The sequence below is a fragment of the Bacillus sp. SD127 genome (genome assembly GCF_058566445.1).
Genome location: NZ_CP191226.1, coordinates 3,252,516 through 3,267,054, shown reverse-complemented (window position 1 = coordinate 3,267,054; position 14,539 = coordinate 3,252,516). Strand labels below are relative to the sequence as shown.

Genomic DNA, 14,539 nt, shown 5'->3' with positions numbered 1-14,539 from the left:
TTATAGATAAGTCCAAGTAGGGGGGATTCGGTTGAACGCGGAGGAGAAAAAGGGATTACAGCGGGCAATTGAGGAAATTACCGAAGTTGCAAAAGGATTCGGCCTTGATTTCTATCCGATGAGATATGAAATCTGCCCGGCTGAAATTATTTATACATTCGGCGCGTACGGGATGCCGACAAGATTCAGCCACTGGAGCTTCGGGAAACAGTTTCACAAAATGAAACTGCATTATGACCTTGGATTAAGCAAAATTTATGAGCTTGTCATTAACTCAGACCCATGCTACGCCTTTTTGCTGGACAGCAATTCACTGATTCAAAATAAATTGATTGTCGCCCATGTACTCGCCCACTGTGACTTTTTCAAAAACAACTGCCGCTTCCAAAACACGAAGCGTGACATGGTGGAAAGCATGGCGGCAACGGCGGAGCGGATTAAGTATTATGAACGGATTCACGGAATAAAGGAAGTGGAGGCCTTTTTAGACGCGATCCTTTCAATCCAGGAGCATATCGATCCTTCTTTGGTGCGTCCGAAGCTCCAGTGGAGTGTGGATGATGAGGAAGAAGAATTTGAGGAAATGGCTACGCCGTACGATGATCTATGGAATTTAGATGGAAAGAAACCGAGAAAGCAACTGAAAAAATCAAAAAAACCTTTCCCGCCGCGGCCCGAGAAAGATATTCTGCTTTTTATTGAAGAGCATTCAAGGGAACTTGAGCCGTGGCAGCGTGATATTTTGACGATGATGAGAGAAGAAATGCTTTATTTCTGGCCTCAGCTGGAAACGAAAATTATGAATGAAGGATGGGCCTCATACTGGCATCAAAGAATTATCCGGGAGCTTGATTTAACCTCTGATGAAGCGATAGAGTTCGCCAAGCTGAATGCCGGGGTTGTCCAGCCGTCAAAAACGGGAATCAACCCTTATTATTTGGGACTGAAGATTTTTGAAGATATTGAGGAACGGTATAACAATCCGACTGAGGAAATGAAGAAAATGGGCGTCAAGCCGAACTCAGGCCGGGAGAAAATGTTTGAGGTCAGAGAGATTGAATCAGATATCTCATTCATCCGCAATTATTTAACAAAAGATTTAGTGATGCGCGAGGATCTTTACCTGTTCCAAAAGCAGGGCAGAGACTACAAAATCGTCGATAAAGAGTGGGAGGCTGTCCGCGATCAGCTTGTGAGCATGCGGGTAAACGGAGGATTTCCGTATTTGACAGTAAACGAAGGCGATTATCTGAAAAATAACGAGCTCTTAATTAAGCATTGGTATGAGGGCATAGAACTGGATTTGAAATACTTGGAGAAAGTGCTTCCTTATTTATACCAGCTGTGGGGAAGAAGCGTGCATATCGAATCTGTGCTGGAGGATAAGCAAGTGATGTTTTCGTATGACGGAAAAGGGGTTCACCGCAGGTATTTATAAGAAAAAAGGATGCAGTGTTCTGCATCCTTTTTATTTTCCTGTTTTCAAAATGTTAAATATGATTTTTGCCTGGTCGGTATTGTTGATCAGTCCGCTGAATTTCTCTTTTCCGGGGCCGTACGCGTATACCGGTACTTCTTCACCGGTGTGATCGGTACTGGTCCAGCCGCTGTTAGAGCGGGTGTTGAAAATCTTGATGATGGCTTTGTAGGCGCCTTTGCTTTTGTCAGCCTGTGAAGCGGCTTCAATACTTTTCATTTCTTCACGTGTGAAATCCAGATCTGTATAGCGGGCGAGCACATCTTTGACCGGTTTGCCTTCGCTGATTTTTTTGGCCATAAACTCAGGTGTTTTTTTCGCGGCCAAAATCGGCTCCGCATGCCAATTTTTTTCGCCGTTTGCACCGATGGTAAATCCGCCTGTTGTATGATCAGCAGCTGCAATCACAAGCGTATGTTTATCTTTTTTCGCAAATTCAATAGCTGCTTTATAGGCCTGTTCAAAATCCTTAACCTCGCTCATGGCTCCGACAGTATCATTGTCGTGAGCGGCCCAGTCAATTTGGCTGCCTTCAACCATCAAGAAAAACCCTTTTTTATTTTGATTCAGCCGGTCAATTGCTGAAACAGTCATATCTTTCAGGGATGGGGTTTTGCTGTCGCGGTCGAGCGCTTTATCAAGCCCACCGTCTGCAAAAAGCCCGAGCACCTGCTGATCTTTATTTTTCTTCAGCGCTTGTTTTGTTGTCACATAGCTGTAGCCCGCTTGTTTAAATTCTTTCGTTAAATTTCTGTCCTTGCGGGTAAAGTAGGATTTTCCGCCGCCAAGCAAAACGTCAATTTTTTGTTTGCCTTTTATTTTATCATCTATATAGCTGTTGGCGATTTGGTTCATATTTTTCCGCGATTCATTGTGAGCGCCGTATGATGCGGGTGTGGCGTGGTTAATTTCAGAAGTTGCGACAAGCCCTGTTGACTTGCCTTGCTGCTTGGCTTCTTCGAGTATTGATTTTACTTTTTTTCCGTTTTTATCGACGCCAATTGCATTGTTATATGTCTTAACGCCTGTCGCCAATGCTGTTCCGGCGGCTGCTGAATCTGTAATATTATAGTCAGGGTCATCCGGGTGCGTCATCATCATGCCTGTCAGGTTCCGGTCAAATTCAGTTAACTTCGGGTTGTTCGGTGTTTCACCGTTATTTTTCATGGAACGGTAGGCGTTTATGTATGATGCTCCCATGCCGTCCCCAATCATCACAATGACATTTCTGATCTCATCTTTGTTTTGTTTTTTGGCGCTTGCTTTTTCGGTCTGCTGCAGCTCTGCACCGGCGAATATACCGGCTGTAAGCACGGAAACAGCTGCGACTGGCAGCAATTTTGATTTCATTTTTTGAAACAGACTCATTTTTTTGCAGGCCTCCTTTAATTTGTTCTGCTTATTACGATAGGGAATGTTTGTTAAGTGCGGCTGTTGATCCTGTAAACATTAGGTAAAGGATTGTGATGAATATAAATTGTCTGTGTCCGTTATCTTGCCTTTCTTTCATCAAAGCATTCATTTTTCCGGAAAAATCTTTACCTCATGGTTTATGCGTGATATGGTTGTTTAAATAAAAAAACTGCGGATGCCCGCAGTTTTTATCGAAACCTATAAGTTCCACATTCTTTCGCTATGTCATAAATCCCCAAAACCTTCTTCAATTATTTCCTAAATGTTGATAAACCGCCCAAAAAACATGACAAAAGCACTCGTTTTTTGTCACCTTTGAAATGAAAATGAAATATTTAATACCCTTAAAAACTTTTTTTGAAAACGAATAATTAAGAAATTTGTCACGTGAAGTCAAGACTATTTCTGTTGGGAATCCATCCTTATAATAGAAAACAAGATGATTAATTAAAAAAAGAGATAATAATAGATATACATATTTAGGGAGGAAAACATGAAAAAGCAAATCATTACAGCTACAACAGCAGTAGTTTTAGGATCGACCTTATTTGCAGGAGCGGCATCTGCACAAAGCGTCAAGGTGAAAAAAGGCGACACGTTATGGGATCTTTCAAAAAAATACGGCACCACAATAAGTAAAATTAAATCAGAAAACAAGCTTCATTCCGATATTATTTACGCAGGACAGACTTTATCTATTAACGGTAAATCGGCAGCATCAGGTTCAAAAAGCAGTTCATCTTCTTCTACATACAAAGTAGTGAGCGGCGACAGTCTTTGGAAGATTTCGAAAAAATACGGCATGACGATCAATGAACTGAAAAAACTGAACGGCTTAAAATCAGATCTTCTGCGTATCGGACAAGTTCTGAAAGTGAAGGGCTCAAGCAGTTCAAGCAGCTCCGGCTCATCAAGCGTGTCTACGTCTGCAACTTCTACATACAAAGTAGTAAGCGGCGACAGTCTATCTAAAATCGCGAAAAAATACGGCACAACGGTTAGCAAAATAAAGAGTCTCAACGGCTTAAAATCAGATTTAATCTATGTCGGACAAGTATTGAAGGTGAAAGGAACAAGTTCAAAACCTGTCACTTCCTCTAAGCCTTCATCTAGTTCAAGCAGCAAAGTATCATCTACATCACTTAACGTAAGCAAACTGGTTTCTGATGCAAAAGCGCTAACTGGAACGCCGTACAAATGGGGCGGAACAACAACTTCCGGTTTTGACTGCAGCGGATTCATTTGGTACGTATTAAACAAACAAACAAGTGTGGCAAGAACGAGCACTGCGGGATACTGGAGTTCCATGAAGAGCATTGCCAGCCCGTCTGTCGGTGATTTCGTATTCTTTACAACATATAAATCCGGCCCTTCTCACATGGGGATTTACATTGGAAACAACAGTTTCGTTCATGCAGGATCTGACGGTGTACAAATCAGCAGCCTGAACAACAGCTACTGGAAGCCTCGCTACCTCGGTGCGAAAAGATTCTAATTTTACGAAGTAACCCGTTCATAGAACGGGTTTTTTTCATTAGACGGAGCATCTTCGTTTTGGTTACATCTAAAAATGAAAATGTGATAAAAAGTCCAAAAACTTTTTTTCCTTCTTATTTTCATAAAGGGCGATCGCATAAGCACCGGCATAAGGCAGCTGCACAGAATGGTAAGGAATTCTGATCATCTGTTTTTCCTCTAATTCGCGCTTTACTGTAGATAAGGGGAGGAATGAAACGCCAAGTCCTTCTTTTATAAACCGTTTCGTTATATGGGTTTGTGTGACTTTCATTGTTCTCACAAATGGAAAAGTCACTCTGACTTGACGGAGTAAGTCGTCCCAGTAGTCAGGATGATTGTGGGTCAAAAGCAGGTATTGCTCAAGCACCTCTTTGGCATCAATTTCTTCGTCTGATGTGAAACGCTGATCAGGAGGCGCAACGAGGACGACAGGGTCCTTATATAAACAGTGGCATGTTAAAGAAGAAGACTGGACTTTTAAACAGCTCAGTCCGATATCCGCCTCGCCGGCTTTAATCAGAGACGAGATTTCTGCCGATTCAAAAATTTTCACTGCAATTTCTGTTTCGGTATTCATTGAAGTGTATCGTTTCATAACAGATGGAAGCACGGTATCGGCAATAAGCGGCGAAACCGCGAGCTGTAAGGTTTGAGAGTAGCCTTGTCTCACTCTGTGGAGCTCTGCCATGCTGTTTTCATAGTCATCAAGCAGCCTCAGTGCGAACGGCAAATAAGCCCTGCCTTCATCGGTTAACTGAATCTGCCTGCCTTTTCGCTCGAACAGCTTGCAGCTGATTTCTTTTTCTAATTGCTTGATATGAACGGTTACAGTGGGCTGAGATAAAAAAAGCGTTTCTGCTGTTTTTCTGAAGTTTTCATATTTCGCTGCGGTCACAAAGGTGTGAAGCCATTTGAAATCCATTTCCATTCTCCCTCTGATTAAGATTTTTAATTAATACCCTTTAAAATATTCAATATTTTTTAAATATTATATTTACTATAATAACAGAAAAGGATAGGGGGAATACAAATGGTACATTACGGATTAAAGGGAATTACATGTGTGGACACATCAATCAGCCATATTGACGGCGAAAAAGGTCGCCTTATCTACAGAGGGCATCATGCAAAAGACATCGCGCTGCATCACAGCTTTGAAGAAGCCGCTTACTTGATTTTATTTGGAAAACTGCCGGCATCAGATGAATTACAGACATTTGAAAAAAAGCTGATTGCGGAGCGAAATCTGCCTGACCGCATCGGGCGTTTGATTCAGTCGCTGCCAAACAACATGGACGACATGTCGGTACTGAGAACGGTTGTTTCAGCATTAGGGGAAAATACGTACACGTTTTATCCAAAAATAGAAGAAGCGATTCGGCTGATTGCCATCACGCCGTCCATTATCGCTTACAGAAAACGCTGGGTGCGCGGCGAGCAAGCCATTGAGCCATCTTCCCAGTACGGACATGTCGAAAACTATTATTATATGCTCACAGGTGAACAGCCTTCAGAAGCAAAAAAGAAAGCGCTTGAAACATATATGATTCTGGCCATGGAGCACGGCATGAACGCATCAACTTTCTCGGCACGGGTCACTTTGTCTACAGAGAGTGATTTGGTATCGGCCATTACCGCGGCGCTTGGCACGATGAAAGGCCCGCTTCATGGAGGGGCTCCATCTGCTGTGACGAAAATGCTTGAAGACATTGGAGAAAAAGCGAATGCTGCAGCGTATTTGACAGCAAAACTTGAAAAAGGAGAACGCCTGATGGGATTTGGGCACCGCGTGTATAAGACGAAAGATCCGCGGGCAGAAGCTTTGAGACAGAAAGCTGAAGAGGTTGCAGGCGATGACCGTGATTTGGATCTGGCGCTGCATGTAGAGGCAGAAGCGATTCGTTTGCTGGACATCTACAAACCGGGCCGCAAGCTGTACACAAACGTTGAATTTTATGCAGCTGCTGTCATGAAGGCGATTGATTTTGATGATGAATTGTTTACACCGACGTTTTCCGCAAGCCGAATGGTAGGCTGGTGCGCACACGTGCTGGAACAAGCAGAAAACAACATGATTTTCCGCCCGTCAGCTAAATATACAGGGGCTATTCCTGAAGAAGTACTTTTATAAACATATTTTGCGGTTTATTCGCTGCTGTGATGTGGTAAACGATCAGTATTATCATGTCTAGGAGTGATCAATATGAACCCAATGGACAGACAAACAGAAGGACAAGAACCGCAGCGGCAGGACCGGCAGCCGGGTATTGAGTCCGAAATGAATCCTCTTCCTTTATCAGAGGACCGTGATTATAAAGGAAGCGGAAAACTGAAAGGAAAAGTCGCGATCATTACAGGAGGCGACAGCGGAATCGGGAGAGCGGCAGCAATCGCGTACGCAAAAGAAGGGGCGGACGTCTCCATTCTTTATCTGGACGAACATTCTGACGCGGAGGAAACGCGAAAACAGATTGAACAGGAAAACGTCCGCTGCCTGCTGATTCCGGGTGACGTCGGAGATGAGAAGCATTGTGAACAGGCTGTACAGCAAACCGTAGACCATTTTGGGAAGCTGGATATTTTGGTTAACAACGCAGCTGAACAGCACCCGCAGGACAGTATTCTTGATATTTCAACAGAACAGCTTGAAAAAACCTTCCGCACGAACATTTTTTCAATGTTTCATATGACAAAGAAAGCTTTGCCTCATTTGAAAGAAGGGAGCGCAATCATTAATACGACCTCGATTACCGCTTATGAGGGGGATACCGCATTAATTGATTATTCCAGTACAAAGGGGGCAATTGTCTCCTTTACACGATCAATGAGCAAATCTCTTGCGGACAAAGGCATCAGAGTGAATGCGGTGGCGCCCGGTCCGATTTGGACACCGCTGATTCCGGCGACATTCCCGGAAGAAAAAGTGAAACAGCATGGACTTGATACACCGATGGGCAGACCGGGACAGCCGGTTGAGCATGCGGGGGCGTACGTCTTGCTCGCATCTGACGAATCTTCCTATATGACGGGACAGACGATTCATGTAAATGGCGGCCGTTTTATTTCAACATAATGTACAAAAAACCAGCAGATTTGCTGGTTTTTTTGTGCATGAAAATATGTTACCGCAGAAATTTGTCGAATTTTTTAAAAATTTAGTTTTCATTTTCAGATTTTTATATATAATATTGAGTAGGAGAAAGGAATGATTCATCACCAGTACAAATATAGTAGAAAAAAAGAAAAACGGCCATTACCGCTCATGAATTCAGAAAATTCAAATAAAATATAAAGAAAACATCAGCTAGGAGTTGAAGGGGAATGAAAGGAAGCGTATTTAGGAAGAAAAGCATACAAGATTTAATCGCTGCAACAAATGGAGAAAAATCCTTAAAAAGAGAATTAGGGGCGTTTGACTTAACATTGCTTGGGATTGGGGCCATTATTGGTACTGGGATTTTTGTACTGACGGGGACAGGGGCGGTAACTGCCGGACCCGGACTGACCATTTCATTTGTTGTCGCAGCGCTGGCTTGTTTATTCGCTGCATTGTCTTATGCTGAATTTGCTTCAAGTGTGCCTGTCTCAGGTTCCGTGTACACATTTACTTATGCTACAATGGGAGAACTTTTGGCCTTCATTATCGGGTGGGATTTAATTTTAGAGTATATGCTGGCGGTAAGTGCCGTTTCAGTCGGGTGGTCCGGGTATTTTCAATCATTTTTGTCCGGGCTGGGCATTCATCTTCCGGTTGCCTTAACGGCTGCTCCGGGGGCTGTAAAAGGAACATTTACCATTTTTAATCTGCCTGCGTTTGTCATTGTTCTTGCGATTACGTATTTGCTTTATTTAGGCATCAGAGAATCTAAAAGAGTCAACAACATTATGGTGATTTTAAAAGTGCTGGTCGTTCTCTTATTTATTGCGGTAGCAGCTGTTTACGTGAAGCCGGATAACTGGCAGCCGTTTATGCCAATGGGCTTTGGCGGCGTTTTCAGCGCAGCGGCGCTCGTTTTCTTTGCTTTTATCGGATTTGACGCTGTATCCTCTGCTGCGGAAGAGACGAAAAACCCTGGGAAGGATCTGCCGAAAGGAATTATTTTCTCATTATTGGCTTGTACGATTTTATATGTTACTGTATCAGCCATCATGACAGGGGTTGTTCCGTTTGCCCAGTTTGCAGGCGTCGATCATCCGGTTTCTCTCGTTCTTCAAAGCGCGGGGCAAAACTGGGTGGCAGGCATTATCGATATCGGCGCGGTTTTGGGAATGACAACGGTTATGCTTGTGATGCTTTATGGACAGACACGCGTTATGTTTGCTATGTCTCGTGACGGCCTGGTTCCGGGCTCGCTTTCTAAGGTTCATCCGAAGCATAAAACACCTTATGTTGCGACTTGGTTTTTCGGCATTATGTCGGCGCTTCTCGGTTCACTTGTTCCGCTTGATGAGCTTGCCAAGCTGGTAAACATCGGTACGCTGTCAGCGTTTGTGCTGATTTCTGTGGCGGTTATCGTATTGAGAAAGAAACAGCCTGATCTCCCGAGAGCTTTTAAATGTCCGGGGGTTCCGGTTATCCCGGGCTTAGCAATTCTTTTCTGCCTGTTCTTAATTTTTAATCTTGGATGGGTAACGATTGTCCGCTTCCTTGTGTGGCTGTTAATTGGCATGGCGATCTATTTCTTATATTCAAGAAAGCATTCAAAATTAAATCAATAACTCTCAAAGAAGAGAGCGGCTTACACTGGCCGCTCTTTTTTCTATTCTCATCAAATGAATATATAGAAATAAGCATAAAAATAAGAGATAATATAGGCTGGAAAGGAAGTGACATCATTGTCTGAGCAAAAACCAGTCCAATGGGCTTCAAAAATCGGTTTCGTCATGGCTGCCGCTGGATCAGCTATCGGCTTAGGCGCGATTTGGAAGTTCCCTTATGTAGCGGGGACGAATGGAGGAGGCGCCTTTTTCCTTATTTTTGTGCTATTTACCATTCTCTTGGGCTATCCGCTTTTAGTGGGAGAATTTATCTTTGGAAGACGGAACCAAACGAATGCCATTGATGCATATAAAAAAGAAGCGCCGCGAACAGCTTGGTTTCTCACAGGTTGGGTCGGCGTAGCGGCTTGTTTCTTAGTTTTATCGTTTTACAGTGTTATCGGAGGATGGATTTTACTATATATAGTGAAAACAGCATCAGGTTCACTGTCAGGACTCACCCAGGAACAGTACGGTGCACTTTTTGGTTCTGTTATTCAAAATCCCGTGCAGACGCTCGCGGCTCAGCTTATCTTTATGGTGCTGACTGTGCTGGTTGTCGCCAGAGGGGTTCAAAAAGGGATTGAACGGGTAAGCGCGGTGATGATGCCGATTTTGTTTATATTGTTTGTCCTGCTTGTTCTTCGGTCGCTCACGCTGGATCATGCGATTGAAGGCGTGAAATTTTTGCTTGTGCCTCATTTCGGCGATTTGACGCCGGAGTCTGTTTTATTTGCGCTGGGACAGGCTTTCTTTACGTTAACACTGGGGGTTTCGGTCATGGTGACTTACAGCTCCTATCTGCCGAAAACGCAAAATATCCCGCGTTCTGCAGCCTCCATTGTCGTCATGAATATCATTGTGACACTTTTGGCAGGCCTGGCTATTTTTCCTGCGGTTTTCTCCTTCGGATTGGAGCCGAATGAAGGTCCGACTTTGCTGTTTACAGTGCTTCCGGCCGTTTTTGAACAGCTTCCGTTCGGCATCCTGTTTTTCATCGGCTTTCTAGTCGCATTTTTATTTGCCGCACTGACCTCTGCCTTTTCAATGGTGGAAATAATTGTAGCCATTATCGGCAAAGGCGATGAAACGAAGAGGAAAAAACTGTCATGGACAAGCGGGTTTTTAATCTTCTTAGTCGGTATCCCATCTTGCTTATCTTATGGCATGCTGAGCGATGTGCACATATTTGATAAGACGTTTTTTGACGTTGTCGATTTTACTGTCAGCAATGTTCTGCTGCCATTAGGCGCCCTGTTAATTTCTATTTTCATTCCGCTGAAAATATCGAAACAGGAGCTGTGGGCAGAAATGAGACAAGGATCGCATCCCGGAAAAGCATTCTTTTATATATGGTTTTATTTGCTTCGTTTCGTTGTGCCGCTGGCTATTATTATTGTGTTCTTAAATTTAATCGGGATTATATCCTTTTAGAAAAACAGGCTCCGCTGGGGGCCTGTTTTTTTGTTTTTTATGATTTCATCAGCGGCTCCCATGCGGTTTTCAGCTTTTTGATACCGAGCCGGATGTCCTCTTCAGAAAGCCCTCCATAACCGATTAAGACAGAAACAAACGGCGGCTGGCTTTTGTACGATGGAGATACCGGATAGACATTCACTCTGTTTTTGGCAGCGGCTTTTATTGCTTTATCCTCACTGGCTGAAAACATAAGCCGGAGCAGGATGTGAAGCCCCGAGTTTTTTCCGAGAACCTCCACACTGTCTCCCAGTTCAGTTCGAATCGCTTCCAGCAGAACAGCATGTTTTTTTCGATACAAGGATCTCATCCTGTTCAAATGCTTTTGCCATTCGCCGTTTTCAATGAAATCTGCCAATGCCAATTGATTATGAGAAGAGACGGTCTGTTTCATCAAAAGCGCATTTTTTCTTACGGGTTCAATAAGTGCAGCAGGAAGAATCATATAGCTGATCCGCAAGGAAGGGAGCAATGATTTTGAAAAAGTGCCGAGATAAATGACCCTGCCATTCGGGTCAAGGCCTTGCAGAGATGGAATGGGCTGCCCGCTGTAGCGAAATTCTCCATCATAATCATCCTCAATAATAAATGAGTTTGCCTCTTTTGCCCAAGATAACAGTTCCTGTCTTCGGGCGATCGTCATTATGCTCCCGAGCGGGAATTGATGCGAGGGAGTCGTATAGACAAGATGCGGGCTCTCGTGTGTAAGGATAGCCGGCAGGACTCCTTCTTCATCAGTGCAAATGGGAATCACGTTCATGTGATTGGCCTCAAACATTCGTCTTGAACGGTGAAATCCCGGTTCTTCAAAACCGATTTTTGTTCCCGGCTGAAGCGTAAGGCAAAGAATTTGCAGAAGGACAGTAGTGCCTGCTCCGATAATAATCTGGCTGGGGTCACAATTGACACCGCGTGACAGTCTGACAAATCGGGCTATCATTTCTCTGAGTGCAGGTTCTCCTTGAGGATCGCCTGAGGTGTGAAATTGTTCAGAATACAGATCGAGACTTTTCACTATGCTTTTTCGCCAAGCGTTAAAGGGAAAGTGGACCGGATCGACATTTCCTTGATGAAAGTTAATAACAGGTTCTATTTCTTTATGAGTGACCGATTGAGGAGGCGGTTGATATGATACTGGAGCAGCCGGAAACTCAGGTTCAATTTCTGCCGCAAACCAGCCGATTTTAGGCTTATTTTTGACATATCCTTCAGCGGTTAATTGCTCGTAGGCGCGTTCTACCGTTGCCGTGCTGACACCGAGCAAGCCGGAGAGCCTGCGTTTTGACGGAAGCCTCATTCCCTTGGTGATTCTGGCATGTGTCATTTCTTGTTTGAAATAGGTGTAAAGCTGTTCATACAGCGGTGTTTTGCTTGTTTTGTCCAGAAACGGCGTGATATCCATTTTATCTCTCCTTTGCATCTGGCATGGTCATTTTTTCAGGTTTTGGCTATTTGGTGAATGCCATAAATCGGATATCATCATTGTAACGAATGGAGAGGGGATTGATAAGATGCTTCATATCAAACAATTAACGACTAGAGAAGAATGGATGGAAGCATATCCGGTGATGCACGAATTAAGAACAGAGCTGGATGAAAAGACGTATTTACATAGGCTGGAACGCTGTGTCCAAAAAGAGTCGTATATGCTGTTTGCCTTATATGAGGATAAAGCGATTAGGGCGCTGTGCGGCGCACTGCCAAGGGTCTCGCTTCATAAAGGAGAGTACGTATGGATAGCGGATCTTGTCACAAGCGGGTCTCATAGATCTAAAGGGTACGGCAAACTTCTTTTGGATTATGCGGCAAACTGGGCGAAAGATGCGGGCTATCCTCTTGTCAGTCTTTCATCAGGCCTTCAGCGCAAAGACGCCCACAGATTTTATACGGATAAAATGGGATTTGCGATTGAAAGTTATTTATTCAGAAAACAGCTGTAATAAAAAAGACGCCGTTTCAGGCGTCTTTTCTGCTAAAAGCCAAACTGTAAGTTGGTATCCACTGATACGATGGTATACACACAGATAATCACAAAGAGATTAAGTACAACGCCGAGCAGGCCGGGACCCGTGCGTCCTCTTTTGATGAAAAGCTCGATAACGCCAAACGGAACGGCGGCCATGGCAAACGGCAGCATTTGATAAGAATAAGAGGTCACATTGCTGATAATCGCCAAATTAAGCAAGAGCAAAGACAGAATTGCTGTCCCGACAGATATCCAGCCAAATACATTATGTTCTTTAAAAATTCTTACCAATTCCATAATTCCACCTCGCCGACATTTGCTGATTTTACTGATTTGTTTTTCAGCATGCGCTGTATTTCCTTGGTCGGTCCTGTAACGACTGAGCCGTATACATTAACACCATTTTTCTCTACATAATCCAAGCGGGAGTCCACTTTTAAATCTTTTCGTTTTGAGATGACCTGCGCCCATTTCTCGTGCTTCGATATGTAAGTTAAAGCATCGATAAATTGGTCGCCGTTTGACTTGCCTTTTGTATTAAGCGCAGTCAGGAACTTTGAATCTTTCCCTGGGTAGCCAAGCGGCTCTGCGTAAGGGGTATCCTTTGTATTGTTCTCTGTTTCAACTGCGTTCCACAAAAAGCTTACATCATAGCCGCTGAATTTTTGATACACTTCTTTTGTCGGATATGCCCGGTCATAAGAAAGGTAGACCTCGGAAACAGTCCCTTCAGGCAAAGTTTTTAATGTTTTTTCTGCTTTTGCGGTTGTTTGTTCAGATCCGCTTGATGGGTGTGTAAAGTAATGGCCGGCTTTATGGATTTCTAAGTCATAGTAGTTGACGACCGGCGCTTTCACTCTGTCATAAAACATTTCCACCCGTTCATTCCCCACGGCGGCCGTTTTTGTGCCAATCTGTTTTTGCAGCGGGAATTCTGTATTCATGCCAAACAGCTTCACCTGGCTCTTCAGTCCAGAAGTATCGACAAGAACATTTGGCATAGTCAGGGCTACAGTGACTGCGGCAGTTTCCATAAATTCATTGCCGGTGCTGTGTTTTCCTCCCATTCCGTAATAGAGGTAGCTTCCCAGCGTACATAGCGGCAAAATCATTAATGTCGAAATGACGGCAAGCGCGGAAATACGCAAATAAGACTTCCGTTTGCCGTAGGCCAGAATGGCTTTTTGTTTTTCAGGACTGATGTCGACATCCCAATCATGATCGTCTGGCAGCTCACTATCAATCATTTCCTGATACACTTCGAGCTTCTCAAGTTCCTCTTCAAACGCGGTCATTTCCTGATCGCTCATTTCACCGTTTTTATATTGATCAAAACGCTTTTTAAATTCTTCATTCATCATTAACACCTCTATTATAAAGTGCTTTCAGCCGCTGTCTGGCACGAAACAAAACACTTTTAAAATTCGCCTCTGAAATATTCATAATATGGGATGCTTCTTTGTAATTTAATTCTTTTAAATAATATAGTGTTAACGCCTCCCGATAGTTATCGGGGAGCTCGGACATATAACCAGTCAGCACTTCCTTTATCTCTACCTGATGGGCAGGGCTCTGAACAGCAGTTTGAAAGAGACTTCCAATCAAATCATCAGAAATGGTTACTTCTTTCTTATGCTTTCTGACGTAATCAATGAAGGCGTTCCGCGCCACTTGAAAAAGCCAGGGCTTTACTTTGCTGTGATCATAGGAGTGAATGTGTATGTATGCCCGCATAAAGGTTTCCTGCAGCAAGTCTTCGGCAAGATGCTTGTCTTTTGTCATGGAGAGCAGGAACCTGTAAACATCATTCATGTACATTTGGTAAATTTCATCGATCGTCACTGCCTTTTCTCCCCTCTATGTTATACACGCATAAGAAAGGTTTAAAGTTGCACATTACATGCAAACGGCTTTTTAATACGTAATCAAAC

13 protein-coding genes are annotated in these 14,539 nt (G+C 43.6%); 7 read left to right on the top strand and 6 right to left on the bottom strand.

Annotated features, from left to right (window positions below):
* The first annotated feature begins 31 nt into the window (after positions 1 to 31).
* Positions 32 to 1,438 carry a stage V sporulation protein SpoVR gene (gene spoVR, locus ACQVGS_RS17060; protein ID WP_024120723.1) on the top strand — a complete coding sequence of 469 codons (1,407 nt, stop codon included), beginning with the start codon at positions 32 to 34 and terminating at the stop codon, positions 1,436 to 1,438.
* A gap of 30 nt (positions 1,439 to 1,468) precedes the next feature.
* Here spoVR and phoA read toward each other — a convergent pair whose 3' ends face one another.
* Complete coding sequence (gene phoA / locus ACQVGS_RS17055) at positions 1,469 to 2,845, bottom strand: alkaline phosphatase PhoA (RefSeq protein WP_188323646.1); 1,377 nt, start codon at positions 2,843 to 2,845, stop codon at positions 1,469 to 1,471.
* Between the two features lie 538 nt (positions 2,846 to 3,383).
* On the opposite strand from phoA, the gene lytE reads away from it, so the two are divergent.
* A complete protein-coding gene (lytE, locus tag ACQVGS_RS17050; protein WP_024120725.1) occupies positions 3,384 to 4,385 on the top strand; it encodes a peptidoglycan endopeptidase LytE in 1,002 nt (333 codons plus the stop codon).
* Between the two features lie 69 nt (positions 4,386 to 4,454).
* On the opposite strand, the gene citR is transcribed toward lytE, so the two are convergent.
* Positions 4,455 to 5,330, bottom strand: a complete 876-nt coding sequence (gene citR / locus ACQVGS_RS17045; RefSeq protein ID WP_024120726.1) for a transcriptional regulator CitR — start codon at positions 5,328 to 5,330, stop codon at positions 4,455 to 4,457.
* Between the two features lie 108 nt (positions 5,331 to 5,438).
* Between citR and citA the strand changes: the two genes are divergently transcribed.
* The 4 genes from citA to ACQVGS_RS17025 all read left to right on the top strand — a co-directional run bounded on the left by citA (position 5,439) and on the right by ACQVGS_RS17025 (position 10,600).
* Positions 5,439 to 6,539, top strand: coding sequence for a citrate synthase CitA (gene citA, locus ACQVGS_RS17040; protein ID WP_024120727.1), 1,101 nt, complete (start codon positions 5,439 to 5,441; stop codon positions 6,537 to 6,539).
* Between the two features lie 72 nt (positions 6,540 to 6,611).
* Positions 6,612 to 7,481 carry an SDR family oxidoreductase gene (locus ACQVGS_RS17035; RefSeq protein ID WP_024120728.1) on the top strand — a complete coding sequence of 290 codons (870 nt, stop codon included), beginning with the start codon at positions 6,612 to 6,614 and terminating at the stop codon, positions 7,479 to 7,481.
* A 248-nt stretch (positions 7,482 to 7,729) separates the two neighbouring features.
* Positions 7,730 to 9,127: a branched-chain amino acid transporter BcaP gene (gene bcaP, locus ACQVGS_RS17030; RefSeq protein WP_101860899.1), complete on the top strand. Its 1,398-nt coding sequence runs from the start codon at positions 7,730 to 7,732 to the stop codon at positions 9,125 to 9,127.
* Between the two features lie 117 nt (positions 9,128 to 9,244).
* Positions 9,245 to 10,600, top strand: coding sequence for a sodium-dependent transporter (locus ACQVGS_RS17025; RefSeq protein ID WP_188323647.1), 1,356 nt, complete (start codon positions 9,245 to 9,247; stop codon positions 10,598 to 10,600).
* Between the two features lie 37 nt (positions 10,601 to 10,637).
* Here the strand turns inward: ACQVGS_RS17025 and pdxR are convergent, their stop codons facing one another.
* Positions 10,638 to 12,044: a MocR-like pyridoxine biosynthesis transcription factor PdxR gene (pdxR, locus tag ACQVGS_RS17020; RefSeq protein ID WP_127695588.1), complete on the bottom strand. Its 1,407-nt coding sequence runs from the start codon at positions 12,042 to 12,044 to the stop codon at positions 10,638 to 10,640.
* A 109-nt stretch (positions 12,045 to 12,153) separates the two neighbouring features.
* Here pdxR and ACQVGS_RS17015 point away from each other — a divergent pair, with 109 nt between their 5' ends.
* On the top strand, positions 12,154 to 12,582 hold the full coding sequence (locus ACQVGS_RS17015; protein ID WP_106021548.1) for a GNAT family N-acetyltransferase: 429 nt from the start codon (positions 12,154 to 12,156) through the stop codon (positions 12,580 to 12,582).
* 32 nt (positions 12,583 to 12,614) lie between these two features.
* Here ACQVGS_RS17015 and ACQVGS_RS17010 read toward each other — a convergent pair whose 3' ends face one another.
* Genes ACQVGS_RS17010 through sigM form a run of 3 tightly spaced genes read right to left on the bottom strand, consistent with a single transcriptional unit; the run spans position 12,615 to position 14,450 of the window.
* On the bottom strand, positions 12,615 to 12,905 hold the full coding sequence (locus ACQVGS_RS17010; RefSeq protein WP_024120733.1) for a hypothetical protein: 291 nt from the start codon (positions 12,903 to 12,905) through the stop codon (positions 12,615 to 12,617).
* On the bottom strand, positions 12,893 to 13,969 hold the full coding sequence (locus tag ACQVGS_RS17005; protein ID WP_095713735.1) for an anti-sigma factor: 1,077 nt from the start codon (positions 13,967 to 13,969) through the stop codon (positions 12,893 to 12,895). The genes ACQVGS_RS17010 and ACQVGS_RS17005 overlap by 13 nt, the downstream gene beginning before the upstream one ends.
* A complete protein-coding gene (gene sigM / locus ACQVGS_RS17000; protein WP_024120735.1) occupies positions 13,959 to 14,450 on the bottom strand; it encodes an RNA polymerase sigma factor SigM in 492 nt (163 codons plus the stop codon). Before sigM ends, ACQVGS_RS17005 begins: the two co-directional genes overlap by 11 nt.
* Positions 14,451 to 14,539: the final 89 nt, after the last annotated feature.

Bases quoted from the DNA above. Each gene is read 5' to 3' on its own strand.
- phoA (WP_188323646.1), bottom strand. From the start codon at position 2,845: ATGAGTCTGTTTCAAAAAATGAAATCAAAATTGCTGCCAGTCGCAGCT.
- lytE (WP_024120725.1), top strand. From the start codon at position 3,384: ATGAAAAAGCAAATCATTACAGCTACAACAGCAGTAGTTTTAGGATCG.
- citR (WP_024120726.1), bottom strand. From the start codon at position 5,330: ATGGATTTCAAATGGCTTCACACCTTTGTGACCGCAGCGAAATATGAA.
- citA (WP_024120727.1), top strand. From the start codon at position 5,439: ATGGTACATTACGGATTAAAGGGAATTACATGTGTGGACACATCAATC.
- ACQVGS_RS17035 (WP_024120728.1), top strand. From the start codon at position 6,612: ATGAACCCAATGGACAGACAAACAGAAGGACAAGAACCGCAGCGGCAG.
- bcaP (WP_101860899.1), top strand. From the start codon at position 7,730: ATGAAAGGAAGCGTATTTAGGAAGAAAAGCATACAAGATTTAATCGCT.
- pdxR (WP_127695588.1), bottom strand. From the start codon at position 12,044: ATGGATATCACGCCGTTTCTGGACAAAACAAGCAAAACACCGCTGTAT.
- ACQVGS_RS17015 (WP_106021548.1), top strand. From the start codon at position 12,154: ATGCTTCATATCAAACAATTAACGACTAGAGAAGAATGGATGGAAGCA.
- ACQVGS_RS17010 (WP_024120733.1), bottom strand. From the start codon at position 12,905: ATGGAATTGGTAAGAATTTTTAAAGAACATAATGTATTTGGCTGGATA.
- ACQVGS_RS17005 (WP_095713735.1), bottom strand. From the start codon at position 13,969: ATGATGAATGAAGAATTTAAAAAGCGTTTTGATCAATATAAAAACGGT.